This is a genomic window from Streptomyces achromogenes (assembly GCF_030816715.1).
GTDB lineage: Bacteria > Actinomycetota > Actinomycetes > Streptomycetales > Streptomycetaceae > Streptomyces > Streptomyces achromogenes_A.
Map to the genome: position 1 here is coordinate 2,659,919 of NZ_JAUSYH010000001.1, position 26,667 is coordinate 2,686,585.

The following is a 26,667-nucleotide window of genomic DNA, read 5'->3' on the forward strand; positions in this document are numbered from 1 at the left end:
TCCCGCAGGCGCCGGCGGCCAGGTGTCGGCGGGCTGTCGGAGGTCTGTCGGCGGGGGTCGCCACTGTTGCGGCATGACGCGAATCCACCACAACCCCAGCGGCGCGGGCAGCGCCGTGACCGTCCGGGGGCTGGTCAAGCACTACGGCGAGACCAAGGCACTGGACGGGGTCGACCTCGATGTCCGCGAAGGCACCGTGATGGGGGTCCTCGGGCCGAACGGCGCCGGGAAGACCACCCTCGTGCGGATCCTGTCCACCCTGCTGGCCGCCGACGGCGGCCGGGCGACCGTCGCCGGCTACGACGTCGCGGCGCAGCCCCGGCAGCTGCGCCGGGTGATCGGCCTCACCGGTCAGTACGCCTCCGTCGACGAGAAGCTCCCCGGATGGGAGAACCTGTACCTCATCGGGCGGCTGCTCGACCTGCCGCGCAAGGAAGCGCGGACGCGTGCCGACGAGCTGCTGGAGCGGTTCTCGCTCACCGAGGCCGCCAGGCGGCCCGTGGCCACCTACTCCGGTGGCATGCGGCGACGGCTGGACCTCGCCGCGTCGATGATCGGACGGCCGAACGTGCTGTTCCTCGACGAACCCACCACCGGGCTCGACCCCCGCACCCGCAACGAGGTGTGGACGGAGGTCAAGTCCATGGTCGGGGACGGCGTCACCGTGCTGCTGACCACCCAGTACATGGAGGAGGCCGAGCAGCTCGCCTCCGAGCTGACCGTCGTCGACCGGGGCAAGGTCATCGCGGGCGGCGGCATCGAGGAGCTGAAGGCCCGGGTCGGCGGCCGCACCCTGCGGATCCGGCCAGCCGACCCGCTGCAACTGCGACCGCTGGCCGGCTGGCTCGACGAGCTCGGCATCACCGGGCTCGCCGCCACCGCCGTGGACGCCGAACGCGGCTCGGTCCTGGTGCCCGTACTCAGCGACGAGCAACTGACGGCCGTCATCGGCGCGGTCAGCGCCCGCGGCGTCACCCTGACCTCCCTCACCACCGAACTGCCCAGCCTGGACGAGGTGTTCCTCTCCCTCACCGGCCACCTCGCAGGCTCCACCCCGAACGACGCCAGGCCCACCGAGACCCGCGAGGAGGTCGCCGTATGAGCGCGGCCACGATCGACATCAGCACGGCAGCCGACGCGCGCATCCCGCTGCGCAGCCACCTGCGGCACACCGGCGCGCTGATCCGCCGCAACCTGCTGTGGATCAGACAGGACCCGGAGTCGATGTTCGACGCGGTCCTCTTCCCGGTGATCTTCACCCTGCTCTTCGTGTACGTCTTCGGCGGCTCCATCGGGCAGTCGCTGGGCGGCGGTCAGGAGGCGTACGTGCAGTACGTCATTCCCGGCCTGCTGGCCATGATGGGGATGAACATGGCGCAGGGCGTGGGCACCGGCTTCAACACGGACTTCAACTCCGGGGTCATGGACCGCTTCCGGTCGCTGCCCATCGGACGGGGCTCGGTGCTCTTCGCCAAGATCGCCGTGGAGCTGATGCGCATGCTGGTCGCGTGCGCGATCCTCATGGTGGTGGCCGTCCTGGTGGGCTTCGACATCACCCACTGGCCCGGTCTCTTCGCCGCCGTGGGACTGGCCACGGTGTTCGGCTCGGCCCTGATGTGGGTGTTCCTCACCCTCGGCGTGGTGATGAAGAGCGCGCAGTCCGTGCAGGCGATGGGCTTCCTGGTGCTGATGCCGCTGCAGTTCGGCTCGTCGATCTTCGCGCCGACCCGGTCGATGCCCGGCTGGCTGCAGAACTTCACCGCGTACAACCCGCTGTCCGCGCTCGCCGACGCGGCGCGCGGACTCATGGTGGGCGGTCCGGTCGCGCACGGCCTGTGGGTGACCCTCGCCTGGTCGGCGGGGCTCACCGCGGTGATGGCGCCGATCGCGATCCACACGTTCCGCACGAAGACCTGAGCCGCGGACAGTGCGCCGGGCCGGCACGATGCGGGCCTGCACGATGCGGGCCGGGACGACGCGGGCGGGCCCCTCCGGACACGTCACACCAGGGCGGTGGCCTCCTCGTAGGAGAGGCCGCCGCCCTCGGCGTACGCCCGCTCGAAGCGTTCGTCGCCGAGCGCCGCGCGCGTGCGGCTCAGGGCGAGTTCACGGGCCTCGCGCTCCAGACGGGGGAAGACGTGGCGCGGCGGCAGCAGGGCGGCGGCGGCTCCGAGACAGCGGGCGGCCGCGTCCGCGCCGTCGTTCAGGCCGATGAGGGCGGTGGCGGCGATGGCGAGGTAGAAGGAGCACAGGTGCGGGGCGACGGCCCGGGACACCGGGTCGGTCGCCCGGCCGAGGGCGGCGCGGATCCCGGGCAGGGCCTGCTCGTACCGGCCGTCTACCACCTCCAGCCAGGCCTCCGCGCCCAGGATGAACGCGTCGAAGACCGCGAAGTTGCCGAAGCTGAAGCACTCGCGCAGCAGCCGGAGCTGTTCGCGCGCCTCGGCGATGCGCCCGGTCGAGCCGAGCCAGCCGGCCAGGAAGAGACGGGCCGCGGGGACGGCCTCGTTGCCGCCGTGCGCCGGCCCGTCGATCACCTCGCGCAGCAGGCGCTCGCCCTGCTCCGCGTCGCCCGCCTCCAGCAGCACGCTGCCCAGCCGGGCTCCGAGGACCGCCGACTGGGCGCGGGCGCCGATCTGCTCGGCGTGCGTCCTCGCGACCACGTAGTCGGCGGCGGCGCGGCGGTAGTCGCCCAGCCGCTCATGCGCTTCGGCGCGCGCGGACAGGGCTTCCACGATGCCCCACACGTCGCCGAGACGGCGGTAGATCTCCAGGGCCTCGTCCGCGTCGCGGAAGGCGTTGCCGGCCCAGTCGGCCCGGTTGGCGAGGATGTTCGCGCGCATCTGCAGGCAGGAGGCGAGCTCCCACTCGAAACCGGGCGTGCGGCGGCAGGTGTCCACGTTGGCGTCGACGATGACGCGCATGCGGTCCGTGTCGCCGGTCAGCATCACGGCGAAGAACCAGAGCAGGCCGGGCGCCCGGCAGGTCTGCGGGAGACCGGGCTCGTAGGCCTTCGCGATCAGGGTCAGTTTGCGCTGCGCCGCCGGGGTCTGCCAGTCGTCCAACTGGTTCTCCAGGCAGGCCAGATGGGCCAGATGGACGCCACGGCGGGCCTCCAGCAGGGTCTCGCCGGTGAGCGGCGGCGGGGAGTCGGTGCAGGGCTTCCACACCGGGGCCGCCCGGCGCAGCGGCTCGGCGAAGGGGTCGGGGCCGAGGGCCATGACCTCGGCGCACCAGGCTCCCGCCTCGAGGCGCAGGTCCCGCATCTGCCAGTACCAGATGAGGGACAGCGTCAGGCTGAGCGCCTCCTGCTCGTCGCGGGCGGCGACCGCGCGGCGCAGCGCGGTGCGCAGGTTCTCGTACTCCAGCTGGATGCTTTCGGCGGCCTCGCGCTGACCGGGACCGCGCAGCAACGGCTCGGTGGTGCGGGCGAACTCGCGGTAGTACGTCAGGTGTGCGCGCTCGGCGGCGGCCCGTCCGCCCGACTCGTCCAGCCGCTCGGCCGCGTACTCGGCGACCGTCTCCAGCAGCCGGTAGCGCATGTCCCCGCCGGGCGCCGGGGCAGCGACGACGAGGGACTTGTCGACCAACGAGGCGAGGGTGTCGAGGAGTTCGCGGGGCGGCCGGCCCGCGCGGGCGTCCCGCACGTCACCGCGGCCGTCCCCGCCGCCGTCCCCGCCTCGGTTCGGGGCTGCGCCGCACACGGCTTCCACGGCGGCGAGGTCGCAGCCGCGCGCGAAGACCGACAACCGGGCGAGGACATCGCGTTCGTCCGCGTCGAGCAGGTCCCAGGACCAGTCGACGACGGCCCGCAGGGTCTGCTGGCGCGGCAGCACCGTGCGGCTGCCGGAGGTGAGGAGCCTGAAGCGGTCGTCGAGGCGGTCGGCGATCTGGCGTGGCGTCAGCATGCGCAGGCGCGCGGCGGCCAGTTCGAGGGCGAGGGGCAGACCGTCCAGACGCCGGCAGATCTCGGCGCAGGCCTCGGGGTCGTCCTCGGTGCGAAAGCCCGGCCGGGCGGCCGCACCGCGGTCGGCGAGCAGCCGCAGGGCGGTGGGCTCGGGCAGCGGATCGAGCGGGCGCAGCCGCTCACCGGGCACGCCGAGCGGCTCGCGGCTGGTGGCCAGCACCGTCACCCGCGGGCAGCGCGCCAGCAGTTCCTCGACGAGCCGGGCGGCCGCCTCCACCACGTGCTCGCAGTTGTCGAGAATGATCAGCATGCGGCGCCGGGCGCAGTGCTCGACCAGGCGCTCCACGGGGTCGCCGTGGCGTTCGGCGGCGGCCCGCAGCTCCTCCGCGCCGGCGCCGTACAGCACGGTCTCGCGGGCTCCCACGGCGGTGAGGACGGCCTGCGGCACGGCATCCGGGGCGGCGACGGGCGCGAGCTCGGCCAGCCACACGCCGTCGCTCGCGATGTGCCGTACGGTCTCGGCGGCCTCCTGCGACAGCCGTGTCTTGCCGGCCCCGCCGGGCCCGAGCAGGGTGACGAGCCGCGCGCCGGCCAGGTCCTCCCGGATGGCCGCGATGTCGTCCTCCCGGCCGACGAAGGAGGTGAGCCGGGCGCGGAGGTTGCCGGCGGCCTGCGGTCCCGAGGTCCCGGCACCCGGGCCGACGGGACCCGGGCCGACGGGACCCGAGGCGGCCGGCCGCGGGAGGGCGGAGGCCACGTCGCCGGGGGCCACACTCTCCGGCCTCCCCGCTCGCTCGGCGCTCTCGGCCGCCGTACGGCGCCCAGGAACACCGGAGAAGGCGTGCCGCTCCGGCCCGCCGGGCCCGCGGAAACCACCGGTGCCGCCCGTGCCACCGGTGCCGTCAAGGCCGCCCGTGCCGCCGAAGCCGTCGGAACGGTCCGACCCGTCGGGACGGTCGACCCCGCGGACGTCGGGGGAGACGCCAGAGCCGCGGGAGAGCCCGGGGTCGCGAGAGCCCCCCGGACCGCCCGGCACACCGCAGTCGAGGGAGCCCTCAGCGTCCCCCGGGACGCGGGAAGATCCCGGGTCGCCCGGGACACCGGAACGCCCGCGACCACCCGCGGCACCCGAGCCATGGGGAACCTCGGCGTCACGAGAGCTCCCCGGACCGCCCGGGACGCCTGCCGCCCCCTTTCCGGCTCCGGCGTCGCGCGTGAGCCATGGGCCGCCGGAGGCGTTCGGGACGTCGGTGGCGTCCATGTCCCCGGGGTTGAGCAACTCCGTGTGGAGGGTGCGCAGTTCGGGGCCCGGGTCGGCGCCGAGGCGGTCGGCCAGCAGTCTGCGTACCTCGTCGTAGGCGACCAGCGCCTGCGCGGTGCGGCCCGCGTCGCGCAGGGCGCGCAGGCGCAGGGCCTGGAGGGGCTCGTCCAGGGGGTGGGCGTCACACAGGGCGGTGAGCTCGGGCAGCGCCTGCCCGGCCTGGCCCTGGGCGATCGCGGCGGTGTGGCGGGCACGCAGCGCGTCGAGCCGGCGGGCATCCCAGCGGCCGGCCTCGGCGGTCCGGTCGGGCAGGTCGGCGAGGGCCGGTCCGTGCCAGAGGGCGAGCGCGTCGTCCAGGAGGACGGCCGCCTTCGCCGGGTCGCCGTCGGCGAGGGCGCGGACGCCGTCGCCGGTCAGCCGCTCGAAACGGTGCAGGTCGACGTCGTCGGGGGCGGCGGCCAGCCGGTAGCCGCCCTCGGCGGAGTCGATCGCGTCCGCCCCGAGGGCCCGGCGCAGCCGCCCGACCAGCGCCTGCAGCGCGCCCTGTGCGTCGGCGGGCGGGTCACCCGTCCAGACCTCCTCCACCAGCAGCCCCGCCGGAACGCTCCGGCCGGCCCGCAGGGCCAGCACGGTGAGCAGCGCGCGCAGCCGCGCTCCGCCGACGGCGACGGAGCTTCCGTCCGGACGGAGTGCCTGGGTGGTGCCGAGGATGCGATAGCGCACGGGGTTCATTCTCTCCGGTGGGATCGTGGTCGGTCACGGGGTTCTGCCGGGGTGGCGCGGGCGGCCGCCGCGCGGGAGGCCGGCCGCGCCGGAACCGAGGGCGTGGACGGGACGTTTCTCCTGTATGCCACGTCCGGGTACGGTCGGGCAGTTCCACCTGCGCGTGCCGGACGCGCGAACCGATCCAGGGGGCTCCATGACCACCGCCACCTCCCGCCGCAGCGAACGGCGGGTCAGTCCCGTCTTCCTGGGGATCCTGGCCGTCACCGCGGTCACCGGCTGGGCCACCTGGTCCGGGTTCGCCGAGCGGCCGGGTGTGGCGGTGTTCCTGTTCGTGACGGCGGCGTGGATCGTGTCGCTGTGTCTGCACGAGTACGCGCACGCCCGCACCGCTCTGCACAGCGGGGACATCTCGGTCGGCGCGAAGGGGTACCTGACGCTCAACCCGCTGAAGTACACGCACGCCCTGCTCAGCATCGTGCTGCCGGTCATCTTCGTGATCATGGGCGGGATCGGACTGCCGGGCGGCGCCGTCTTCATCGAGCGCGGGCGGATCCGCGGGCGGTGGCGGCACAGCCTGATCTCGGCGGCGGGGCCGCTGACCAACGTGCTGTTCGCGGTGGTGTGCACGGCGCCGTTCTGGCTGGACGCGCTGGACGGGGTGCCGGCCGACTTCCGGTACGCGCTCGGTTTCCTCGCCCTGCTCCAGGTCACGGCGGCGATCCTGAACTTCCTGCCGGTGCCCGGGCTGGACGGCTACGGGGTGATCGAGCCCTGGCTGTCGTACAACGTGAAGCGGCAGGTGGAGCCGTTCGCGCCGTTCGGGCTGCTGTTCGTGTTCGCACTGCTGTGGGTGCCGGCGGTGAACGGCGTGTTCTTCGACATGGTCGACGCGGTACTGCGCGCTCTCGGGATCAGCGACTTCGACACGTACTGCGGTCAGTCGCTGTACCGCTTCTGGGAGGGCACGAACGAATACTGCGCGGTCAGCCCGTGACGTCGGCGTCGGCCGGCCGGCGGACCTTGCCGCGCTTCAGGTAGTACCAGGTCATGTTGGACGACAGGCCCGCGAGCAGCACCCAGACGATGCCCAGGAAGCTGCCCTGGACGAAGGAGACGACCGCCGCGGCCACGGCGAGCACGCAGACGACGAGGCTGTAGAGGGCGAGCCGCCGGGCCGGGCGGGGCGGGGGAAGGGGGGACATGGGGGCGGTTCTCCTGTCGGGGGGACACTGCCGGGGTGGCTCCGACCAGTGTCCCCCATGCGCTCATACGTCCGTGACGCGCAGCCCGGCGTGGGCCTTGTAGCGGCGGTTGACCGAGATCAGGTTGGCGACCAGGGACTCCACCTGGTGGGCGCCTCGCAGCCGGCCCGCGAAGACGCCGCGCATGCCGGGGATGCGGCCGGCCAGCGCCTGCACGATCTCGACGTCCGCCCGCTCCTCGCCCAGCACCATCACGTCGGTGTCGATCTCGTCGATCTCCGGGTCCTGGAGAAGGACCGCCGACAGGTGGTGGAACGCGGCGGCGACCCGGGAGTCCGGCAGCAGGGCGGCGGCCTGCTCGGCGGCGCTGCCCTCCTCCGGCTTGAGCGCGTAGGCGCCCTTCTTGTCGAAGCCGAGCGGGTTGACGCAGTCGACGACGAGCTTGCCGGCGAGTTCCTCGCGCAGGGACTCCAGCGTCTTGCCGTGGCCGTCCCACGGGACGGCGACGATGACGATGTCGCTGCGCCGCGCGGTCTCGGCGTTGTCGGCGCCCTCGACGCCGTGGCCGAGCTCCTCGGCCGCGGCCAGGGCGCGGTCGGCGGCGCGCGAGCCGATGATCACCTTCTGGCCGGCCTTGGCGAGCCGGTAGGCGAGGCCCTTGCCCTGCGGCCCGGTGCCGCCGAGCACGCCGACGACCAGTCCGGAGACGTCGGGGAGGTCCCACGGGTCCTTCGCGGGCGCCTTCGCCGGCGCGCCCGCGGAGGCGTTTCGTGCACTGTCGGTAGAGGTCATGGGCCGACTTTACGTGGGGGTGCGCGGCGGTCTTCCCCAGGTCGGGTGAACGCGGGGCGATCGCCGGCCGGCGGTGGCCGTACTACGACAGCATGCGGCGGCATGGACGCCGTACGGGTCGCACTGCTGCGTGAGGTGCTCGCCGGGACCGAGTGGCTGGGGGCCACCCGGCGGTTCGCCGCGGTGCTGCGGGGGTCGGTGGTGTCGCACGGGGGCGGGCTGCTGCTGGTCGGCTCGGCCCGCTACGAGCCCTGGCATCTGACGGCGCATCTGGTGGACGAGGCGGCGTGGTCGGGCACTCCGGAGCTGGCGCCGACGCTGGTGCGCCACCACCCCCGCCCGTCGGACCCGGCGCATCTGGCGGTCGGCCTGGGCCGGATCGAGGCGGCGCGGCGCGGTGAGACGCTGCTGGTGGCGACGCCGGCGGGGGACGCGCCGTTGCTGGAGCGGGTGTCGGACGCCCGGCGGGCCGGGGTGACGATCCTGGCGCTCGGCGTCGGCGTCGGCGAGGCGGAGCTGACGGCCCTGGCGCACGAGACGCTGGCCGTCCCGGACGGCTCCGCGCTGGACCTGGACACGGTGCAGCACCTGGTGAGCGCGGCGGCCGGCGAGACGCTGCCGCCGGCCCGCGGGCGCCGACGGCTGCGCGACCGGCTCTCCCACCTCGCCGACCGCCTGACGGCGCCGCCCCCTCCCGCCTGGTGACCGCCCCGCCGGAGAAATGCGGTTGCCGCTCTCTCCGGCGACGGCCGAGCATGGCCCCTCGTGACCGACGACGAAGCCCTGACCGCTGCCCCTCCCCCGCCCTCCGGTCTGCGTGCGCTGCTTCCCGACCTCGCCCCCTGGCGGGCGTCCACGGACTTCCGGCGGCTGTGGGTGTCGGGGACGATCTCCGGGTTCGGGACCTTCCTCACCTTCGTGGCTCTGCCGGTGCAGGTGAAGGAGCTGACCGGGTCGGCCGCCGCGGTCGGCGCGATCGGGGCCGTGGAGCTGGTGCCGCTCGTGGTGTTCGGGCTGTACGGGGGCGCGCTCGCGGACGCCTGGGACAAGCGGCGGCTCATCGTGTGGACCGAGGCGGGGCAGGGGCTGCTCAGCGCGGTGCTGCTGGTCAACGCGGTACTGCCGGGCCCGGCGCTCTGGCCGCTGTATGTCGTCGCGGCTCTCTCCTCGGCTCTCGTCTCCGTCCAGCGGCCCGCGCTGGACTCGTTGTGGCCGCGGATCGTCGCCCATGAGCATCTGACGGCGGCCGCCTCGCTGAACGCGCTGCGGTGGACCGTGGGCGGGGTGGCCGGACCGGCCCTCGCCGGCGTCGTCGTCGCGTACGCCGGGCTCGGCTGGGCCTACGCCGTCGACCTGCTGACCTTCGTGGTGTCGGTCGCCCTCATGGTGGGCATCGCCGCGTCCCCGGCCTCCCACGAGGCGGCCCGTCCCTCGCTGAGGGCCATCGCGGAGGGCGCCCGGTACGCCTGGGGCCGCAAGGAGCTGCTCGGCACGTACGCGGTCGATCTCGCCGCGATGACCCTCGCGATGCCGCTCGCCGTGCTGCCGTTCCTCGCGGACGAGCTGCACGCCGAGTGGTCGCTGGGCCTGATGTACGCGTCCGTCCCGGCGGGGGCGCTGCTGGTGAGCCTGACCAGCGGCTGGACGTCACGGGTGCACCGGCACGGCCGGGTGGTGGCGCTGTCGGCCGCGTTGTGGGGCGGGGCGATCGCCCTCGCGGGGCTCGTCGGCAACGTGTGGCTGGTGCTGCTGTGCCTGACGTTCGCGGGCGGCTTCGACATGGTCAGCGGCATCTTCCGGGGGGCCATGTGGAACCAGACGATCCCGGACGAGCTGCGCGGGCGGCTCGCCGGGATCGAGCTGCTGTCCTACTCGGTGGGGCCGACGGTCGGCCAGCTGCGCGGCGGCGGCGTCGCGGCCTGGCTGGGGGTGCGGACCTCGGTCTGGTCGGGCGGTCTGCTGTGTGTGGGCGCGGTGGGGCTGCTGGCGGTGTGCCTGCCGGGGCTGATGACGTACGACGCCCGGACGAACGAGCACGCGGTGCGGCTGCGCGCGCGGCGCGCCGCCACCGCGCCCTCGTCGGCGCCGGACGGCGGCTGATCAGCCGCCGTCCGGCGCGCCGCCCTTGGGGGCGTCGTGCCACTTGGGGTCGTTCTCCCACTCGAGGTTGCGCTCGCGGGCGGTCTCCATCGCGTGCTCGGCCTCCCCACGGGTGGCGTAGGGACCGAAGCGGTCCTTGCCCGGGCAGTCGGGACCCTCTTCGACCTTCTTGTGCTCCAGGCAGTAGTACCACTCGCCCGGCTTGCCGGCGGTCCGCTTCTTGAACAGGGGCATGACGGCTCCTCTCGCCATCGTCATGTTCCCCCATGCCCGCTCGTTAGACTCACTGGCATGTCTGGCCAGTCACTGCTCGTCCCAGGCGAGCTGTCCCCCATCCGTTCGGTGCCCGGAAACATCCGCCGGCCCGAGTACGTCGGCAAGCCCGCGCCGACGCCGTACACCGGGCCGGAGGTGCAGACGCCGGAGACGATCGAGGCGATGCGCCGGGCCGGCCGGATCGCCGCGCAGGCGATGGCGGAGGCGGCGAAGCTGATCTCACCGGGCGTCACCACCGACGAGCTGGACAGGGTCGCGCACGAGTACATGTGCGATCACGGCGCCTACCCGTCGACCCTCGGTTACCGCGGCTTCCCGAAGTCCCTGTGCACGAGCGTGAACGAGGTGATCTGCCACGGCATCCCGGACTCGACGGTGCTGCGGGACGGCGACATCGTCAACCTGGACGTGACGGCGTACATCGGCGGGGTGCACGGCGACAACAACGCCACGTACCTGGTCGGGGACGTGGACGAGGAGTCGCGGCTGCTGGTGGACCGGACCCGGGAGTCCCTGGAGCGGGCGATCAAGGCGGTCAGGCCCGGCCGGCAGATCAACATCATCGGGCGGGTCATCGAGTCGTACGCGAAGCGGTTCGGGTACGGGGTGGTGCGGGACTTCACCGGCCACGGGATCAACTCGTCGTTCCACTCCGGGCTGATCGTCCCGCACTACGACAGTCCGCACGCGACGACGGTCATCCAGCCCGGGATGACGTTCACGATCGAGCCGATGCTGACGCTCGGCACCCACGAGTACGACATGTGGGACGACGGCTGGACCGTGGTGACCAAGGACCGCAGGCGGACGGCCCAGTTCGAGCACACGCTCGTCGTGACGGACACCGGCGCGGAGATCCTGACGCTGCCGTAGTCGGACGCCGGGCGCGGGGCGCGGGATGCCGGGCGCCGGAAGCCGGTACGCCGAACGGGCCCCCTCGCTGTTCCGCGAGGGGGCCCGTTCGGCGTGTCCGTCGGCTCGGGGCGTGTCAGGTCGGGTCGGGTCAGAAGCGGTCGCAGTGCTTGCCGGCCCAGAAGATGTCGGCCGAGACCGTGTCCACCGCGCCGATGTAGGGGCTGCAGACGCCCTTGTCCCCGCCGAAGTGGTGGTGGTGCTCGCGGGGACCCTCGTCGGCGGTGGCGGTCGTCGCGCCGGCGGCGGCGAGGGCGATGCCCAGGACGGTGGCGGCGAGGGCTGAACGGATGCGCATGGTGTTCCTCTCACGGGGCTGAGCGGTCTCGCCCAGTGGTCCCCGTTCGCCTCCGCGCGCACACGCCACACCACCCGTACGGACGCCGACGCACCGCCCGAGGGCTCAACGCTCGAGGAACACCCGCCCGCCGATCTCCACCCAGCCGTACGGCTGGGGGGCCGTGAGGATCTGGGAGCCCGCGCCCTGGGTGATGTTCAGGGCTCGGCCGAGGCGCTCGGTGAGCAGCAGCGCCGCGGCGCCCGTCGCCTCGTCCTCCTCGATGCCGTCGTCCCGGCCGGGGAAGCCGCGGGCGCGGATCCGGCCCGCGGGCTCGTCCTCCCAGGCCCACGCGTAGATCCACTCGCCCTTCGGCGGCACCGGCAGGTCGTCGACCTCGGCGGCGGTGGCGTACTGGCGCAGGGTGCGCGGCGGGGCCCACTCGGCGCGGGCCTCGATCCAGGTGAACTCCCCGTCCTGGCGGGCGCCGACGACCCCGGCGGGGGTGACGAGCTCGGGGACGTCGAGCAGCCAGCCGGCGCCCACGCACGGGTGGCCCGCGAACGGCAGCCGCATGGTGGGGGTGTAGATGTCGATGACGCCGCGCTCGGGGTCGTCGACGAACACGGTCTCGCTGAAGCCGAGTTTGGCCGCGAGCTCCTGACGGTCCTCGCGTTCGGGCAGCACCGAGCCTTCACGCACCACGCCCAGTTCGTTGCCGTAGCCGCCGTTCGGCGCGCAGAAGACGCGGAGCACGTCGTAATCAGTCACCGGGGAATTGAAGCACTGCCGGCAGCGGCGAACGTGCGGTCCCGGCGGCCGGGAAAACGGAATCTTTGAATCTCCTTTGACTTTCCCTTGACGTCTGTTTTGGGAGTTCGTGATCCGCTCGTGCTCTTACAGCGTCTATGAGAGCTGAATCACGGCCCGGACGGGTATTACGCAGGTAAGCCTTGGATAAGTTAGGCGAGCCTCACCAATCCGTGTGAGCCCTGTCACGTGATTTTTCAGCCACCGCTGGGAGCCCGAATGCGAGCCGCCCGACACTCCGTCGTCACCGCCGTCGCCATGGCGACGGCCCTGACCGCCGTCACGGCCTGCACCTCGAAAAGCGGGGACGAGGACGGCGAGCGGGTCATCGCGGTCACCGCCACCGACTCCAAGTGCGAGACCTCCAAGAAGGAGATCTCCGCCGGCCACGTCGAGCTCGCCATCGAGAACAAGGGCTCCAAGGTCACCGAGGTCTACATCCTCTTCCCGGACGACCGGGTCGTCAGCGAGCGCGAGAACATCGGCCCCGGCACCAAGCAGCGGGTCACCGCCGAGGTGAAGGCCGGTACCTACGAGATCGCGTGCAAGCCGGGCATGAAGGGCGACGGCATCCGCCAGGACCTCAAGGTCACCGGCGGCTCCGCGGCCAAGCGCGATCCCCGGCTGGACAAGGCGGTGGCCGCCTACCGCTCCTACGCGCAGGCCCAGGCCGACGAGACGCTGCCCAAGGTCGCGACCTTCGTCGCGGCGGTCAAGGCCGGCGACCTCGAGGCCGCGAAGAAGGCCTACGCGCCCTCCCGCATCGGCTGGGAGCGCACCGAGCCGGTCGCGGAGTCCTTCGGCGACATCGACCCGAAGGTCGACGTCCGCGCCGACGGCCTGGAGGCCGGCCAGAAGTGGACCGGCTGGCACCGGCTGGAGAAGGCCCTCTGGCAGGACAAGAAGATCGGCGCCGAGGAGAAGACCCTCGCCGACCAGCTGGTCACCGACCTGACCGACTGGCAGAAGCGGGTCGGCAAGGCCGAGATCACCCCGACCTCCATGGCCAACGGCGCCAAGGAACTCCTCGACGAGGTCGCCACCGGCAAGGTCACCGGCGAGGAGGAGCGCTACTCGCACACCGACCTCGTCGACTTCAAGGCCAACGTCGAGGGCGCGCAGCAGTCGTACGAGCTGCTGAAGCCGGTCGCCAAGGAGAACGACCCGGCCCTGGTCACCGAGCTGGACAAGCAGTTCGCCGCGCTGAACGCGCTGCTGGACGCCTACCGGCCGAACGCCACGTCCTACGAGTTCACCGCGTACGACAAGGTCGGCGCCGCCGACCGCAAGAAGCTGTCGGACGGGGTCAACGCACTCGCGGAGCCCCTGTCCAAGCTCGCCGCCGCCGTCGCCAAGTAACCGAACAGCATCCGAGGGGCCAGGACATGACGGAGTCGGACAACCAGGGCGCCAGCCCGTCGCGACGGTCGCTGATCGGCTGGGGCGGGGCCGGGCTCGCGCTCGGCGCCGCCGCGGCGGGCGGCGCGGTCGCGATGACCCGCACCGGCAACGACGTCGACCCGGTGGCCGCCGACGCGGGCGCCGCGGTCGACTTCCACGGCGCGTACCAGGCGGGCATCGCCACGCCCGTACAGGACCGGCTGCACTTCGCCGCGTTCGACGTGACGACCACGGACCGCGCCGAGTTCGTGCGGCTGCTGAAGGACTGGACCGAGGCCGCCCGCCGGATGACGGCCGGGAAGGCGGTCGGCGAGGGCGCGTTCGGCGGCCTTCCCGAGGCGCCGCCGGACGACACCGGCGAGGCGCTGGGCCTCAAGCCGTCCCGGCTGACGCTGACGGTCGGCTTCGGCCCCTCCCTGTTCACGAAGTTCGACCTCGCCGCCCGGCGGCCGGACGCCCTCGTCGACCTGCCCGCCTTCGCCGGGGACGCGCTCGACGCGGCCCGCAGCAACGGCGACCTGTGCGTCCAGGCCTGCGCGGACGATCCGCAGGTCGCCGTGCACGCGATCCGCAACCTGGCCCGCATCGGCATGGGCAAGGTCGTCATCCGCTGGTCGCAGCTCGGCTTCGGCAAGACCTCCTCCACCACACCGGACGCGCAGACCCCGCGCAACCTGATGGGCTTCAAGGACGGCACCCGCAACATCGCGGGCACCGAGACCGACCGGCTGAAGAAGTTCGTGTGGGTCGGCGAGAAGGACGGTCCCGACTGGATGACGGGCGGCTCCTACCTCGTCGCCCGGCGCATCCGCATGCACATCGAGACCTGGGACCGCACCTCGCTGCAGGAGCAGGAGGACATCTTCGGCCGCGACAAGGGCGAAGGCGCTCCGGTGGGCAAGGCGAAGGAACACGACGAGCCGTTCCTGAAGGCGATGAAGCCCGACGCGCACGTCCGGCTCGCGCACCCCGACTCCAACCAGGGGTCGACGATCCTGCGCCGCGGCTACTCCTTCACCGACGGCACCGACGGTCTGGGCCGGCTGGAGGCGGGGCTGTTCTTCCTCGCCTACATGCGCGACGTGAGCAACGGATTCGTCCGCATCCAGCGCCACCTGGCGACCGACGCGCTCAACGAGTACATCCAGCATGTGGGTTCGGCCGTCTTCGCCGTCCCGCCGGGCGTCCGCGACAAGGACGACTGGTGGGGCCGGACGCTGTTCTCCAAGGAGGCGTAGCGCGTGTTCTCCAACTACCTGATCGGACTGCGCGAGGGCCTGGAGGCCAGCCTCGTCGTCTGCATCCTCATCGCCTACCTGGTGAAGACCGGGCGGCGCGACGCGCTGAAGCCGGTGTGGGCCGGCGTCGCCGTCGCGGTGCTCATCGCGATGGGCTTCGGCTTCGTCCTCGAATTCGGCTCGCAGGAGCTGACGTTCAAGGCGCAGGAGGCGCTCGGCGGCTCCCTGTCGATCGTCGCGGTCGCGCTGGTGACGTGGATGGTGTTCTGGATGCGGCGCACCGCCCGGCACCTGAAGGCGGAGCTGCACGGCAAGCTGGACGCGGCCCTCGCCATGGGCACCGGCGCGCTGGTCGCCACCGCGTTCCTCGCGGTCGGCCGGGAGGGCCTGGAGACGGCCCTGTTCGTGTGGACGTCCGTGCACGCGGCCGGCGACGGCACCCCGCGCCCGCTGATCGGCGCGGCGCTGGGCCTCGCGACGGCCGTCCTGCTCGGCTGGCTGTTCTACCGCGGGGCGCTGCGGATCAACCTGGCGAAGTTCTTCACCTGGACGGGCGGCATGCTCGTCGTGGTGGCCGCCGGCGTCCTCGCGTACGGCGTCCACGACCTCCAGGAGGCCGACTGGGTTCCGGGCCTGACGGAGAAAGCCTTCGACGTCAGCGACACGATCCCGCCCGACAGCTGGTACGGGACGCTGCTGAAGGGCGTGTTCAACTTCCAGCCCGATCCGACGGTCGTCCAGGTCACGGTGTGGCTGCTCTACCTGATCCCGACGCTCGCGCTGTTCCTCGCCCCGGTAGGGTTCGCCTCCGGGAAGGGGAGGGTGAAGTCACCTGATGAGCAGGGAACGCAGCCTGAGGACCGAAGCTCCGAGCAGGCGCAGGCCCCGAAGGCGTGACCGGTACGCGCTGACCGCGGCCTCGCTCACCGCCGTCTCGCTCCTGGCGAGCGGCTGCGTGGTGGTCCACGGGGAGCGCGAGGTGCTCCCGGGCGCCACGGCGAAGGAGGCCGCGCGGGCGGTCGACCGGTTCACGTCCGCGTACAACGAGGCGGACGCGGCGTACGACGCCTCCCTGGACGCGGAGTACACCACCGGCGCCCTCCGGGCCATCGACGCGGCGCGCCTGAAGGCGGGACGCGCCAACCATCCGGACGGCAACCCCGAGCACAAGCCGCTGGTGCTGTCGGACGTGTCGTACACGATCCCCGAGAAGGCGGGCTGGCCGCGCTGGTTCGTCGCCGACGCCAAGGGCAACAAGGGCGGTGACGCGCGCTGGCTGCTGGTGTTCACCCGCGACGCGCTGTCGCAGCCGTGGCGGGCGACGTACCTGACGCTGGTGGCGCCGGGCTCGCTGCCGAAGTTCGAGAAGGACGAGGACGGTTGGGCGCAGGCGGTGCCGGCCGACACCTCCCGGCTGGCGCTCGCGCCCGAGGACCTGAGCCAGGACTACACCGAGTACCTGCGGACCGGCGGGGGCGCGTTCGCGGACGGCGCGTACACCAGCGCGCTGCGCGCCACGCGCGCGAAGAACGCCAGCCGGCCGGGGCTCGCGACGCAGTACATCGACGAGCAGCTCACCGAGGGCGACTACGCGCCGCTGGCGCTGCGCACCGCGGACGGCGGGGCGCTGGTGTTCTTCACCACGCACCACTACGTGAAGCAGACGGCCGCGACGGGCGCCGCCGTGCCCACCCCGAACCAGAACGTGCGGGCGCTGACGACGGGTGAGATCAAGCAGTCGCTGACGATGGAGTTCGTCGCCAACGAGGTCGCGCTGGCCCCCGCGAAGGGTTCCGCCGGGGGGAAGGTGTCGCTGCTCAGCCGACTCGAGGGGCTGACCACGGCGAAGGGCGAGTGACGCCCCGCCGCACGGCGCGGACGAGGAGGCGGGACAGGGACGGGCCCGGCGACGGGTCCGGGGCCCGGGCGCTCAGCGGTGCAGGGGCCAGGCGCCGGCGCTGTGGTCCGGGCTCTCGCCGGCGTGGCGGGCGCACGCGTCGGTGAGGATCTCCAGGAGCGTGAGCGGGTCGGGCAGCGGGTGCTCGGGACCGCGCAGCCAGTGCACGCTCTGGTCGTCGTCGCCGGGGAGCCGGGCGGGCGGCACGAGGACGTAGGAGCCCCGGCAGTGCCAGCGCAGGCCGGGGTGCTCGTCCATGGTCTCGGGGTGGCAGTCCAGCTCACAGGGCCACCACTCGTCCTCGTCCTCGGGGGTGCCGCGGGTGAGGGTGAAGAAGAGCAGCCGTCCGTCGTCGCTGACGGCGACCGGGCCGACCTCGACGCCGGCGACCAGCAGCCGCTCGAGGGCCGCCCGGCCGGCTTCCACGGGCACGTCGAGGACGTCGTGCGTCATGCCGGTGGCGGTGATGAAGTTGGCCTGCGGCTGATGGCGGGCCCAGCGCTCGATCTGGGCGCGGTCGGTGGTGGACTGCGTCTGCCAGGCGAACGACACCGGGTGCCTGGCCGGGGTCGGACAGCCGACGCGGTCGCAGGAGCAGCCGTAGCCGGGGGCCGGATGCGCGGCGGGCGCGAGCGGGAGACCCGCTCCGGCGGCGGCCAGCAGCAGGGCTTCACGGCCGCCTTCGCCCGCGGCTTCCGTCGGGCCGCTCGTGCGCAGCCACTCCGAGAGTTTGCCCCACAGGCCGGTCCGGCCGCCGAACTCCGCGCTCATCTGTCCCCTCGCCTCGCTGTGGTGCGGACAGCATGCCTCATGGTCCCACCATCCTGCGCATCGGGGGGCCGGAGCCATGAATCGGGGCAGGTGGGACGGGTGGGGCCAGAGTGACCCATGTGGTGTCGGCTCACCGTGGGGCGAGGCCGTGCAGGGCGTAGTCGACGAGGGTGTCGGTGTACTCGTAGGAGATCGGGCCGGTGTACTGCAGCCAGCGCTGGGCGAGCGGCGAGACGAAGAACTCGAGAGCGATGCGCGGGTCGACGTCGGCACGGACCTGACCGGCCTCCTGAGCGGCGCGCAGCCGGTCCGCGTAGAGCTGGAGGGACGGCTCCAGGAGCTTCGCCGTGAACGCGCGGCCGACCTGTTCGTCGACCACGCCCTCGGCGGCCAGGGCGCGGGAGGGCGCCTCGAACCTGGGGTCCAAGAGCTGGTCGACGGTGGCCCGCAGCACGGCCTTGAGGTCGGCGGCGAGATCGCCGGTGTCGGGGATGGCGTACGGCTCGTGCTCCGCCGCCCCCGCGTCCCGCGCCGCCTGTTCGCCGAGGTCGAGGAAGGCCTCCAGCAGGACGTCGGCCTTCGAACCCCACCAGCGGTAGATGGTCTGCTTGCCGACGCCGGCCCGGGCGGCGATGCCCTCGATGGTGGTCTTCGGATAGCCGACCTCCACGACGAGGGCGAGGGCGGCGTCGTAGATCGCGAGCCGTGACCGTTCGCTGCGGCGGGCGGTGTCGGGGGCCGGCTTTGCGGGCTGGGTGACCATGCTCCGACGGTACCAAGCGGGTGAGACGGCCCGTCTCGGTAACCGTGTCGGGCGAAGGCGCCCCCGTGGGTGTTCAGGCGGCTCGGCGCGTGGTCGCGGTTGCTCGGCGGGTGGTCCGGCTGCCCGTCGCGTGGTCAGGCGTCCTCGCCGGGGTAGCGCACCCCGATCTGCTCCCGGACGGCGTCCAGGGTCCGCATGACGGCGAGGCTGCCGTCGAGGGGGACGAGCGGGGACTCGGTCTCGCCGGCCCGCAGGGCGCGCATGACCTCGCGGGCCTCGTGCCGGAACGTGGTGCGCGGTCCGTCGGCCGGGTCGGCGGCGAACTCCTCGGGGTCGTGCCCGGCGCGGTGCAGGACGATCCGGTCGGGGTGGAAGAAGCCGGCCGGGACGTCGATGCGGCCGCGCGAGCCGGTCACCGAGGCGGTGGTGCCGGTGCCGCCGGAGACGGAGCAGTGCAGTGCGGCGAGCGCACCGGAGTCCCAGGACAGGGCCAGCGCCGTCTGGAGGTCGACGCCCTCGGCGGACAGGACCGCCCGGGCGGCGATGCCCGACGGCTCGCCGAGCAGCAGGTGGGCGAAGGAGACCGGGTAGACGCCGAGGTCGAGGAGCGCGCCGCCGCCCTGGGCGGGGTCGCGCAGCCGGTGCGAGGGCGGGAAGGGCCCCTCGAGGCCGAAGTCGGCCTGCACGGTGCGGACGTCGCCGATCGCACCGTCGTCCACGAGGGCCTTGAGACGGCGGATGACCGGGTTGCAGTACATCCACATGGCCTCCATGAGGAAGCGGCCGCCCGACCTGGCCAGCCCCACGAGTTCCTCGGCCTCGCGCACGTTCAGCGTGAACGCCTTCTCGCACAGCACGTTCCGCCCGGCCTCCAGGCAGAGTCCGGCGGCGACGCGGTGGGCGGCGTGCGGGGTGGCCACGTAGACGACGTCGATGTCCTCGTCGGCGGCGAGAGCGGCCCAGTCGCCGTACGCGCGGGGTATGCCGAACCGGTCGGCGAACGCCTTCGCGGACGCCTCGGTGCGTGAGGCGACGGCCACGACCTCGGCGTCGGGCAGGTCGATCAGGTCCGCGGTGAACGCGGCGGCGATCCCGCCGGTCGCCAGGATTCCCCACCGCACCGTGTCCGTCGTCATACCGCGCCCCGCCCTCGTGCCGTCCCAGCAGTGTGTTCGAGCTGAGAGCATAGGTGGCCGAGACGTCGGAGAGGGAGGGGCGACCGTATGCCGGAGGGTGGGGCCGTGCACCGGGTGCCGGACACAGCCGTGGCGCCGTCGGTGCGGGAGCGACGCCGGACCGGACTGCTCGTCACTCTCGTCCTGGGCGGTCTGACGGCCACTCCCCCGCTGTCCATGGACATGTACCTCCCGGCACTGCCGGGGGTCACCCGCCAGTTGCACGCGTCCGCCGCGACCGTGCAGCTCACGCTGACGGCGTGCCTGGCCGGCATGGCTCTGGGGCAGCTGGTGGTGGGGCCGATGAGCGACCGGTGGGGGCGCCGGCGTCCGCTGCTCGCCGGACTCGCGGTGTACGTCGTGGCGACCGTGCTGTGCGCGCTGGCGCCGACCGTGGAGGCGCTGGTCGGGTTCCGGCTGGTGCAGGGGCTCGCGGGCGCGGCCGGAATCGTGATCGCGCGGGCCGTGGTGCGTGATCTGTACGACGGCGTGACGATGGCCCGCTTCTTCTCCACCCTGATGCTGATTTCCGGGGTCGCCCCGGTGGTGGCGCCGCTGATCGGCGCGCAGATCCTGCGGGGCACGGACTGGCGGGGGGTGTTCGTGCTGCTCGCGGCGGTGGGGCTGCTGCTGGCCGTGGTCGTGTGGACCAGGCTGCCGGAGACGCTGCCCGCCGCCGAGCGGCACGGGGGCGGGGTCGGCGACGCGCTGCGCTCCATGCGCCGGCTCCTGTCCGACCCGCCCTTCACGGGCTACCTGCTCACGGGCGCCTTCGCCTTCGCCGCCCTGTTCGCGTACATCTCCGCCTCGCCGTTCGTGGTCCAGGAGATCTACGGCGCCTCCCCGCAGACGTTCGGTCTGCTGTTCGGCGCGAACTCGGTCGGGCTGGTGCTGGTCGGCCAGGTCAACGGCAAGGTGCTGGTGGGGCGGGTGCGGCTGGACCGGGTGCTGGCCGTCGGGCTGGCGACGGTGACGGTGGCCGCGGCCGCCCTGCTGCTCCTGACGACCGGTGTGTTCGGCGAGGCCGGGCTGGCCCCGGTGGCCGTCGCGCTGTTCGTGCTGATGTCCGCGATGGGCGTCACCCTGCCCAACGCCCAGACGCTCGCGCTGCTGCGCGTGCGGCACTCCGCCGGTTCCGCCTCGGCGCTGCTGGGCACGTCGTCCTTCCTCGTCGGCGCGATCGCGTCCCCGCTCGTCGGCGTCGCCGGCGAGCACACCGCCGTCCCGATGGCCGTCGTCCAGCTGACGGCCGTACTGGCGGCGGCGGCCTGTTTCCTGGTGATGTGCCGCCCCTGGCGTTCGAGAGCGGAAGATTCGAGAGCGGGAGAAGAGAGCTGAGCACCCCGAGACTGCGCGTCGACACACCGGAACGGGCCGGGCTCGACCCCGAGGAGACCCGGCTGCTCGTCCGCGACGTCGTGGACCTCACCGTCGGTGACCCCCCGTGGGCGGCGGGCGCCGTGGTGGTCGCCGGGCGCGGCCCGGTGATCGCGGTGCGCGAGGCCGCGGGCTGGGCGGTGCGGTACTCGGGCTACGATCCGGCGGCCGACGCGGGCGTGGAACTGCCCGCCGGGGAGCGGGTGCCGATGACCGTCGGCACACCCTTCGACCTGGCGTCCCTCACCAAGCTGTTCACGTCGGTCGCGGCGGTGCAGCAGATCGAGCGCGGCACCCTCGGCATCGACGCGCTCGTCGGCGCCTATCTGCCGGACTTCCGCGGGGCCGCCGAGCACGGCGTCACCGTCCGCCGACTGCTCACCCACACCTCGGGGCTCCGCCCCGAGCTGCCCCTGTACGACTGCGCCGGCGACGCGGAACGGATGGCGCTGCTGCGCGCGGAGGCGCCGTCCGGGGAGCCGGGCGAGTACCTGTACTCCGACCTGAACATGCTGCTGCTCCAGCAGCTCCTCGAGCGGCTGACCGGCCGCACGCTCGACGTCCTCGTGCACGAGGGGATCACCCGTCCGCTGGGGATGACCGCGACCGGGTTCGGCCCGTGCCCCGGCGCGGCGGCCACCGAGGACCAGCGGCGGCCGTGGGCCCGGGCGGACCGCGGGATGCTGCGGGGTGTCGTGCACGACGAGAACGCGTGGGCGCTGGGCGGGGTGGCCGGTCACGCGGGGCTGTTCTCGACCGGTGACGATCTGGCGGTGTTCTGCCGGACGCTGCTGGCCGGCGGCTCGTACGGGACCGCCCGCATCCTCGGCCCCGACTTCGTGGAGTTGCTGCTGACGGCGCCGGGGCTGGGGTTCGCGGTGGACCAGCCGTGGTTCATGGGCGAGCTGGCGGGCGAGGGCGCGGCCGGCCACACCGGGTTCACGGGAACGTCCCTGGTGCTGGACCCGGCGACGGACACGTTCGTGGTGCTGCTGGCCAACACGGTGCACCCGGTACGCCGGACACCGGACAGCTCACCGCGGGCGCTGGCGGGGACGCGGATGGCGACGGCGGTGCGGTAGGGGTGCCTCAGGCGTGCGTTTTCAGCCCGTCCGGCGTTTGAGGACGAGGCCCCTTCAGGGCCGAAGCGGGGGTCCGGGGGGCAGCCCCCGAAGAGGGCGGCACCAGCACCGGTGCCCCATAATCGCCGGGTGAACGTCTCCGTACCCGCCGCCGAAACCCTCCGCACCGCCCTCGGAGAACTCCTCGACGGGCTGCCTCCCCGACAGGCCGCGCAGGCCGTCGAGCGGCTCATCGCCAGCTACCGGGGCGCCACCCCCACCGACGCGCCCATCCTGCGCGACCGCGCGGACGTGGCGGCCTACGCGGCGTACCGGATGCCGGCGACCTTCGAGGCGGTGTGCTCGGCGCTGGAGGCGTTCGCGGACGCGGTCCCGCGGTGGAGGCCGGGCAGCCATGTGGACGTCGGCGGCGGCACCGGCGCCGCGACCTGGGCGGTGAGCGCGGTCTGGGAGGGCACGCGCCCGGTGACCGTCCTCGACTGGGCAGAGCCCGCGCTGGCCCTCGGCCGTGAGATCGCCGCCGCCAACCCGGCGCTGGCGGACGCCCGTTGGCAGCGCGGCCGGATCGGCTCGACGCTCGCCCTGGACCCGGCGGACCTGGTCACCGTCTCCTACGTCCTCAACGAACTGCCCGCCGCGGACCGCGCCGCCCTCGTCGACGCCGCCGCGTCGGCCGCGCAGGCCGTGGTGATCGTCGAACCGGGCACCCCCGACGGCTACGCCCGCGTGATCGAGGCCCGTGACCGGCTGATCGGCGCCGGTTTCCGGGTGGCCGCGCCCTGCCCGCACAGCGCGGCCTGCCCGATCGTCCCCGGCACGGACTGGTGCCACTTCTCGGCGCGGGTCAGCCGCTCCTCCCTGCACCGACAGGTCAAGGGCGGCTCACTGCCGTACGAGGACGAGAAGTTCAGCTATGTGGCGGCCGCCCGCTTCCCCGTCTCCCCGGCCCCTTCCCGCGTCGTCCGCCGCCCTCAGATCCGCAAGGGCCAGGTACTCCTCGACCTGTGCGAGACCGAGGAGCGGCTGAGCCGCACGACGGTGACGAAGAGGCATGGGGACCTCTACCGGGCCGCCCGGGACGCGGACTGGGGGGACGTCTGGCCGCCGGCCGGCGAGTGAGTGCGGGGCGGCCGGCGTCCGGAGCGCCCCGGCGTCGGGTGTCCGCGCCGGCTCCAGGTGTCGCGGTGCCGCCGCGGGCGTCTCCCGTACGCTGCGGGGCCATGGACGCGAAGAACACGAGGATCGCGGTGGTGACCGGCGCGGGCTCCGGCGTCGGGCGGGCGGTGGCCGGCGAACTGCTGCGTGCGGGCTGGTCGGTGGCGTTGGCGGGACGGCGCGCCGAAGCCCTGGAGGAGACGGCCGCGCTGACGCCGCGGGGCACGGGTCTCACCGTACGGACGGACGTCTCGCGCCCGCAGGACGTGACGGCCCTCTTCGCCGCCGTGCGCGAGCGGTTCGGGCGGCTGGACCTGCTGTTCAACAACGCGGGCACGTTCGGTCCGGGCGGTGTGCCGTTCGAGGACCTGCCGTACGAGGCCTGGCGGCACGTCGTGGACACCAACCTCAACGGGGCGTTCCTGTGCGCGCAGGCGGCGTACCGGCAGATGAAGGAGCAGCGTCCGCAGGGCGGCCGGATCATCAACAACGGCTCGGTCTCGGCGCACACGCCGCGTCCGCTGTCCGCGCCGTACACGGCGACCAAGCACGCCCTCACCGGCCTGACCAAGTCCCTCTCGCTGGACGGCCGGGCCTACGGCATCGCCGTCGGGCAGATCGACATCGGCAACGCGGCGACGGAGATGACGGCGCGGATGCAGACGGGCGCGTTGCAGGCGAACGGCGAGATCGCGCCCGAGCCGGTGATGGACGTCGCCGACGTGGCCCGCACGGTGCGGCACATGGCGGAGCTGCCGCTGGAGGCCAACGTGCAGTTCGCGACGGTGCTCGCGACGGCGATGCCCTACGTGGGGCGGGGCTGAACGGCGCCCTGACGCCGTCCCACGGATCGTCAACTCCTCAACCTGCACAATCGGAATTCCTCGGTCCGCACCATTGCGGCCGGTGGCAGACCTATGCTCAAATCTTCTGCACGGAAACTTCACACTTGGCGCACGAGAGTTCCGCGCCGAAGGACCGAACGATCGAAGGACCGAAGAGCCATCCCGAGGGGGGAGGGCAGCCGTCCCATGGCACCGGGTGGGGGTGGACCTCGCCGGGACCGCGAGGTACGCACCGGCGCCGTGGGACGGCTGCCACACCGTCAACTGTCCGGCGGGGCCTGCCGGGTGCGCCGTCTGCGCAGCGCGTACGCCCCGCCCGCCGCGATCGCCACCGCCCCCCCGGCCCCGCCGAGCATCCCCCAGCCGTTCGGCCCGCCGTCCGCCGACGAAGCCTGCCGCACCCCTGGATACGGCGGTGCCGCCGCGGCCGTCGCCTTCTTCCCGCCCTCGCTCAACGCCTCGACCAGCGTCCCCACGGGCCGTGCCGAACTCCCCTGCGCGAAGCCCCAGTCGAGCAGTGCGGCCGTCTCCTCGTAGACGGCGTTGTGGCCGCTCTCGGGATGCAGCACGGTGACGATCAGCGTGCGGCCGGCCCGGGTCGCGGCGCCGGCGAAGGTGTTGCCCGCGTTGCTGGTGAAGCCGTTCTTCACGCCGATCAGACCCGGGTACGGCGTCACCCCGGAGGAGCCCGACAGCAGCCGGTCGGTGTTCTCGATCACGCGGGTCCGCCCGCCTTCGTCCGGGAAGCGGGCGGTCCTGGTGGCGCAGTAGGCGCGGAAGCCGGCGTCGCGCAGGCCGTGCCGGGCGAACAGGGCGAGGTCGTAGGCGGAGGACAACTGACCCGGCTGGTCGTACCCGTCGGGGCTGACGACGCGGGTGTCCAGCGCCTGGAGGTCGGCCGCCCTCGCCTGCATCTCGGCGACCGTCTTCGCGACCCCGCCGTTCATGCGGGCGAGCACCTGCACGGCGTCGTTGCCCGAGCGCAGGAAGACGCCCAGCCACAGCTGTTCGACGGTGTACGTGACGCCGGCCCGGACACCGACGAGGCTGGAGCCGGACGGCACGCCGGCCAGGTCCGCGTCGGTCACGGTGCGCCGCTCGGTGCGCGCGAACCTGTCCAGCAGGGTGTCCGCGAACAGCATCTTCAGCGTGGACGCGGGCGCGAGGCGCAGGTGCGCGCGGTACGCGGCGAGCACCTCGCCGCTGTCGTGGTCGGCGACCAGCCAGGCGCGGGCGGTCAGCTTCCTCGGCAGTGCGGCGGCGCCCGCGCCGGCCTGGATGCCGCCGGCGGCCAGCCGGGCCCCGCCGACCACACCGTGCGCCGCCGCGGCGGCCGGCGCGGCAAGGAGCGGCGCGGCGGCGAGGGGCGCGGCGGCCGCTGCCGCCAGCAGGGAACGCCGGGAGAGGGTCGCGGCCGACGGCGAGGCTGACGGCTGGTGCGGGGACTGCTGCGCGGGCTGGTGCTGCGGAGGCTGGTGCGGGGAGGGGCCCGAGAATGCGTGCACTGCGGGACCGTACACGCATTCTCAGTCGTATTCGTCCTTCGGATCCTTCGGATCCTTCGCCCAGGGTGACGCGAGAACTCCCGCGTCCTACGCCTGACCCGTCTCGAACCGGGAGATGCGGCCGTCGTCCGCGACGACGAAGCTCCACCGGGTCCGCATCTCGCCCCAGGTGTCGTTGCGGTAGTCGGCCACGAGGGCCCGGCCGCCGTCCGACTCCCTGGTGACGTCCAGGTGCCCGTGGGAGGAGAAGATCTCCCGGTCGGCCCACTCACCGAGGTCGCGGTCGGAGCCGTCGTCCGACATGGTCGCGTCGGGCGTGAGGAGGCGGCGGAAGGCCTCCTCGTCGTGGGCGTTGACCGCGGCGACGAAGGCCCGGACCGCCGGGTCGCTGAGTCTGTCGATCTGAATCGCCATGTGGGCCACCCTCACACCGCGGTCCGCGCCCCGCCACCCGAACGGCGTGCAGGACGGGCCGGACGGGTGTGAGAGGTGCGACGGTGGAAACGCGTGGGGGTGTTCCTGTCGTTGTTCCCGCTGCCTTTCAGGGAGTCACCGTGACCTGTTACGACCGACGTGATCTCGGCCTGCTGCTGCTCCGGCTGGGCACCGGCGGAGTGCTGGCGGCCCACGGCGCGCAGAAGCTGTTCGGCTGGTTCGGCGGACACGGCCTGGAGGGGACCGGCCAGTTCATGGAGTCCGTCGGCTACGCCCCGGGCAAGGCGAGCGCCACCGCGGCGGGCCTGGCGGAGGCCGGCGGCGGCACGCTGCTGGCGCTGGGCCTCGCCACCCCGGCGGCCGGCGCCGCGGCCGCGGGCGCTATGGCGGGCGCGTCCGCCGTCCACACGCCCAACGGCTTCTTCGCGGCGAGCGGCGGCTACGAGCACGCCGCCTCCCTGGGCCTGGCCGCCGCGGGCCTCGCCGTCACCGGCCCCGGCCGGCTCTCCCTCGACCACGCCCTCGGGCACACCGTCGACCGCAGCTGGATGGTCCCGACCGCGCTCGGCGTGACGGCGGCGGTCACGGCGGTGGTCGTGGGCCTGCGCAACCAGCGGCTGCGCAAGCGGGAGGAGGGCGAGCAGGAGGCCCTGTTCGAGGACTAGGACGCCTCGGCACGGGCGCCGGCCGCGGCTTGAGAGGCTGCGCCCATGAACACCGACCCGCTGCCCCGGCCCCAGCCCGGGTCCTCGACCCCGCC

The 26,667-nt window shown here is 73.5% G+C and carries 26 protein-coding genes; 15 read left to right on the forward strand and 11 right to left on the reverse strand.

Going from position 1 to position 26,667, the window contains the following annotated elements; all coding sequences use genetic code 11:
- The first annotated feature begins 73 nt into the window (after positions 1–73).
- Together QF032_RS12005 and QF032_RS12010 are read left to right on the forward strand one after the other, a co-directional pair.
- On the forward strand, positions 74–1,102 hold the full coding sequence (locus QF032_RS12005) for an ATP-binding cassette domain-containing protein (RefSeq protein WP_307042214.1): 1,029 nt from the start codon (positions 74–76) through the stop codon (positions 1,100–1,102).
- On the forward strand, positions 1,099–1,917 hold the full coding sequence (locus QF032_RS12010; RefSeq protein ID WP_307042216.1) for an ABC transporter permease: 819 nt from the start codon (positions 1,099–1,101) through the stop codon (positions 1,915–1,917). The genes QF032_RS12005 and QF032_RS12010 overlap by 4 nt, the downstream gene beginning before the upstream one ends.
- An 83-nt stretch (positions 1,918–2,000) precedes the next feature.
- On the opposite strand, the gene QF032_RS12015 is transcribed toward QF032_RS12010, so the two are convergent.
- Positions 2,001–5,900 carry an AfsR/SARP family transcriptional regulator gene (locus tag QF032_RS12015; protein ID WP_307055973.1) on the reverse strand — a complete coding sequence of 1,300 codons (3,900 nt, stop codon included), beginning with the start codon at positions 5,898–5,900 and terminating at the stop codon, positions 2,001–2,003.
- A 187-nt stretch (positions 5,901–6,087) separates the two neighbouring features.
- Here QF032_RS12015 and QF032_RS12020 point away from each other — a divergent pair, with 187 nt between their 5' ends.
- On the forward strand, positions 6,088–6,888 hold the full coding sequence (locus tag QF032_RS12020; protein WP_307042222.1) for a site-2 protease family protein: 801 nt from the start codon (positions 6,088–6,090) through the stop codon (positions 6,886–6,888).
- On the opposite strand, the gene QF032_RS12025 is transcribed toward QF032_RS12020, so the two are convergent.
- Together QF032_RS12025 and npdG are read right to left on the reverse strand one after the other, a co-directional pair.
- A complete protein-coding gene (locus tag QF032_RS12025; RefSeq protein ID WP_306952901.1) occupies positions 6,878–7,096 on the reverse strand; it encodes a hypothetical protein in 219 nt (72 codons plus the stop codon). The genes QF032_RS12020 and QF032_RS12025 overlap by 11 nt on opposite strands.
- 63 nt (positions 7,097–7,159) lie before the next feature.
- Complete coding sequence (gene npdG / locus QF032_RS12030; protein ID WP_306952900.1) at positions 7,160–7,888, reverse strand: NADPH-dependent F420 reductase; 729 nt, start codon at positions 7,886–7,888, stop codon at positions 7,160–7,162.
- Between the two features lie 102 nt (positions 7,889–7,990).
- Here npdG and QF032_RS12035 point away from each other — a divergent pair, with 102 nt between their 5' ends.
- Both QF032_RS12035 and QF032_RS12040 read left to right on the forward strand, forming a co-directional pair.
- Positions 7,991–8,593 carry a hypothetical protein gene (locus tag QF032_RS12035; RefSeq protein ID WP_307055974.1) on the forward strand — a complete coding sequence of 201 codons (603 nt, stop codon included), beginning with the start codon at positions 7,991–7,993 and terminating at the stop codon, positions 8,591–8,593.
- 60 nt (positions 8,594–8,653) lie between these two features.
- A complete protein-coding gene (locus tag QF032_RS12040; protein ID WP_307055975.1) occupies positions 8,654–9,988 on the forward strand; it encodes an MFS transporter in 1,335 nt (444 codons plus the stop codon).
- On the opposite strand, the gene QF032_RS12045 is transcribed toward QF032_RS12040, so the two are convergent.
- On the reverse strand, positions 9,989–10,222 hold the full coding sequence (locus QF032_RS12045) for a hypothetical protein (protein WP_306952897.1): 234 nt from the start codon (positions 10,220–10,222) through the stop codon (positions 9,989–9,991). It lies immediately after the preceding gene.
- 57 nt (positions 10,223–10,279) lie between these two features.
- On the opposite strand from QF032_RS12045, the gene map reads away from it, so the two are divergent.
- Positions 10,280–11,137, forward strand: a complete 858-nt coding sequence (gene map / locus QF032_RS12050; protein WP_307055976.1) for a type I methionyl aminopeptidase — start codon at positions 10,280–10,282, stop codon at positions 11,135–11,137.
- A 130-nt stretch (positions 11,138–11,267) separates the two neighbouring features.
- On the opposite strand, the gene QF032_RS12055 is transcribed toward map, so the two are convergent.
- Together QF032_RS12055 and QF032_RS12060 are read right to left on the reverse strand one after the other, a co-directional pair.
- Positions 11,268–11,474 carry a hypothetical protein gene (locus tag QF032_RS12055; RefSeq protein ID WP_307042231.1) on the reverse strand — a complete coding sequence of 69 codons (207 nt, stop codon included), beginning with the start codon at positions 11,472–11,474 and terminating at the stop codon, positions 11,268–11,270.
- Positions 11,475–11,579: 105 nt separating this feature from the next.
- Entirely contained in the window at positions 11,580–12,224 is a 645-nt protein-coding gene (locus QF032_RS12060; protein ID WP_306952892.1) for a PhzF family phenazine biosynthesis protein, read from the reverse strand.
- A gap of 258 nt (positions 12,225–12,482) precedes the next feature.
- Here QF032_RS12060 and efeO point away from each other — a divergent pair, with 258 nt between their 5' ends.
- From efeO to QF032_RS12080, 4 genes are read left to right on the forward strand one after another with little or no spacing between them, the layout of a single operon-like run.
- Positions 12,483–13,622 carry an iron uptake system protein EfeO gene (efeO, locus tag QF032_RS12065; protein ID WP_307042233.1) on the forward strand — a complete coding sequence of 380 codons (1,140 nt, stop codon included), beginning with the start codon at positions 12,483–12,485 and terminating at the stop codon, positions 13,620–13,622.
- A gap of 26 nt (positions 13,623–13,648) precedes the next feature.
- Positions 13,649–14,902: an iron uptake transporter deferrochelatase/peroxidase subunit gene (efeB, locus tag QF032_RS12070; RefSeq protein ID WP_306952890.1), complete on the forward strand. Its 1,254-nt coding sequence runs from the start codon at positions 13,649–13,651 to the stop codon at positions 14,900–14,902.
- A gap of 3 nt (positions 14,903–14,905) precedes the next feature.
- Entirely contained in the window at positions 14,906–15,799 is an 894-nt protein-coding gene (gene efeU, locus QF032_RS12075) for an iron uptake transporter permease EfeU (protein WP_307042235.1), read from the forward strand.
- On the forward strand, positions 15,738–16,760 hold the full coding sequence (locus QF032_RS12080) for a hypothetical protein (RefSeq protein ID WP_306952888.1): 1,023 nt from the start codon (positions 15,738–15,740) through the stop codon (positions 16,758–16,760). Before efeU ends, QF032_RS12080 begins: the two co-directional genes overlap by 62 nt.
- A gap of 72 nt (positions 16,761–16,832) precedes the next feature.
- Here the strand turns inward: QF032_RS12080 and QF032_RS12085 are convergent, their stop codons facing one another.
- The 3 genes from QF032_RS12085 to QF032_RS12095 form a co-directional block, all read right to left on the reverse strand.
- Positions 16,833–17,570 carry a bifunctional DNA primase/polymerase gene (locus QF032_RS12085; RefSeq protein ID WP_307042237.1) on the reverse strand — a complete coding sequence of 246 codons (738 nt, stop codon included), beginning with the start codon at positions 17,568–17,570 and terminating at the stop codon, positions 16,833–16,835.
- Positions 17,571–17,700: 130 nt separating this feature from the next.
- Positions 17,701–18,333, reverse strand: a complete 633-nt coding sequence (locus QF032_RS12090; protein WP_307055977.1) for a TetR/AcrR family transcriptional regulator — start codon at positions 18,331–18,333, stop codon at positions 17,701–17,703.
- A 134-nt stretch (positions 18,334–18,467) separates the two neighbouring features.
- Positions 18,468–19,469, reverse strand: a complete 1,002-nt coding sequence (locus QF032_RS12095) for a Gfo/Idh/MocA family protein (protein ID WP_307042240.1) — start codon at positions 19,467–19,469, stop codon at positions 18,468–18,470.
- Between the two features lie 87 nt (positions 19,470–19,556).
- On the opposite strand from QF032_RS12095, the gene QF032_RS12100 reads away from it, so the two are divergent.
- The 4 genes from QF032_RS12100 (at position 19,557) to QF032_RS12115 (ending at position 23,946) form a co-directional block, all read left to right on the forward strand.
- Positions 19,557–20,846, forward strand: coding sequence for a multidrug effflux MFS transporter (locus tag QF032_RS12100; RefSeq protein WP_307055978.1), 1,290 nt, complete (start codon positions 19,557–19,559; stop codon positions 20,844–20,846).
- On the forward strand, positions 20,801–21,967 hold the full coding sequence (locus tag QF032_RS12105) for a serine hydrolase domain-containing protein (protein WP_373430468.1): 1,167 nt from the start codon (positions 20,801–20,803) through the stop codon (positions 21,965–21,967). The genes QF032_RS12100 and QF032_RS12105 overlap by 46 nt, the downstream gene beginning before the upstream one ends.
- 129 nt (positions 21,968–22,096) lie before the next feature.
- On the forward strand, positions 22,097–23,086 hold the full coding sequence (locus tag QF032_RS12110) for a small ribosomal subunit Rsm22 family protein (protein ID WP_307055979.1): 990 nt from the start codon (positions 22,097–22,099) through the stop codon (positions 23,084–23,086).
- A 101-nt stretch (positions 23,087–23,187) separates the two neighbouring features.
- Entirely contained in the window at positions 23,188–23,946 is a 759-nt protein-coding gene (locus QF032_RS12115) for an SDR family oxidoreductase (protein ID WP_307042248.1), read from the forward strand.
- Between the two features lie 281 nt (positions 23,947–24,227).
- Here the strand turns inward: QF032_RS12115 and QF032_RS12120 are convergent, their stop codons facing one another.
- Positions 24,228–25,472: a D-alanyl-D-alanine carboxypeptidase family protein gene (locus tag QF032_RS12120; RefSeq protein WP_373430324.1), complete on the reverse strand. Its 1,245-nt coding sequence runs from the start codon at positions 25,470–25,472 to the stop codon at positions 24,228–24,230.
- An 87-nt stretch (positions 25,473–25,559) separates the two neighbouring features.
- A complete protein-coding gene (locus QF032_RS12125) occupies positions 25,560–25,886 on the reverse strand; it encodes a nuclear transport factor 2 family protein (protein ID WP_306952880.1) in 327 nt (108 codons plus the stop codon).
- Between the two features lie 140 nt (positions 25,887–26,026).
- On the opposite strand from QF032_RS12125, the gene QF032_RS12130 reads away from it, so the two are divergent.
- The gene (locus QF032_RS12130) at positions 26,027–26,572 is read left to right on the forward strand and encodes a DoxX family membrane protein (protein WP_306952879.1); all 546 of its coding nucleotides are present in this window, start codon (positions 26,027–26,029) and stop codon (positions 26,570–26,572) included.
- The last annotated feature ends 95 nt before the right edge of the window (positions 26,573–26,667 follow it).

Coding starts and splice junctions, on each gene's coding strand:
- QF032_RS12005 (WP_307042214.1), top strand. CDS start 74: ATGACGCGAATCCACCACAACCCCAGCGGCGCGGGCAGCGCCGTGACC.
- QF032_RS12010 (WP_307042216.1), top strand. CDS start 1,099: ATGAGCGCGGCCACGATCGACATCAGCACGGCAGCCGACGCGCGCATC.
- QF032_RS12015 (WP_307055973.1), bottom strand. CDS start 5,900: ATGAACCCCGTGCGCTATCGCATCCTCGGCACCACCCAGGCACTCCGT.
- QF032_RS12020 (WP_307042222.1), top strand. CDS start 6,088: ATGACCACCGCCACCTCCCGCCGCAGCGAACGGCGGGTCAGTCCCGTC.
- QF032_RS12025 (WP_306952901.1), bottom strand. CDS start 7,096: ATGTCCCCCCTTCCCCCGCCCCGCCCGGCCCGGCGGCTCGCCCTCTAC.
- npdG (WP_306952900.1), bottom strand. CDS start 7,888: ATGACCTCTACCGACAGTGCACGAAACGCCTCCGCGGGCGCGCCGGCG.
- QF032_RS12035 (WP_307055974.1), top strand. CDS start 7,991: ATGGACGCCGTACGGGTCGCACTGCTGCGTGAGGTGCTCGCCGGGACC.
- QF032_RS12045 (WP_306952897.1), bottom strand. CDS start 10,222: ATGCCCCTGTTCAAGAAGCGGACCGCCGGCAAGCCGGGCGAGTGGTAC.
- map (WP_307055976.1), top strand. CDS start 10,280: ATGTCTGGCCAGTCACTGCTCGTCCCAGGCGAGCTGTCCCCCATCCGT.
- QF032_RS12055 (WP_307042231.1), bottom strand. CDS start 11,474: ATGCGCATCCGTTCAGCCCTCGCCGCCACCGTCCTGGGCATCGCCCTC.
- efeO (WP_307042233.1), top strand. CDS start 12,483: ATGCGAGCCGCCCGACACTCCGTCGTCACCGCCGTCGCCATGGCGACG.
- efeB (WP_306952890.1), top strand. CDS start 13,649: ATGACGGAGTCGGACAACCAGGGCGCCAGCCCGTCGCGACGGTCGCTG.
- QF032_RS12080 (WP_306952888.1), top strand. CDS start 15,738: ATGAGCAGGGAACGCAGCCTGAGGACCGAAGCTCCGAGCAGGCGCAGG.
- QF032_RS12085 (WP_307042237.1), bottom strand. CDS start 17,570: ATGAGCGCGGAGTTCGGCGGCCGGACCGGCCTGTGGGGCAAACTCTCG.
- QF032_RS12090 (WP_307055977.1), bottom strand. CDS start 18,333: ATGGTCACCCAGCCCGCAAAGCCGGCCCCCGACACCGCCCGCCGCAGC.
- QF032_RS12095 (WP_307042240.1), bottom strand. CDS start 19,469: ATGACGACGGACACGGTGCGGTGGGGAATCCTGGCGACCGGCGGGATC.
- QF032_RS12100 (WP_307055978.1), top strand. CDS start 19,557: ATGCCGGAGGGTGGGGCCGTGCACCGGGTGCCGGACACAGCCGTGGCG.
- QF032_RS12115 (WP_307042248.1), top strand. CDS start 23,188: ATGGACGCGAAGAACACGAGGATCGCGGTGGTGACCGGCGCGGGCTCC.
- QF032_RS12125 (WP_306952880.1), bottom strand. CDS start 25,886: ATGGCGATTCAGATCGACAGACTCAGCGACCCGGCGGTCCGGGCCTTC.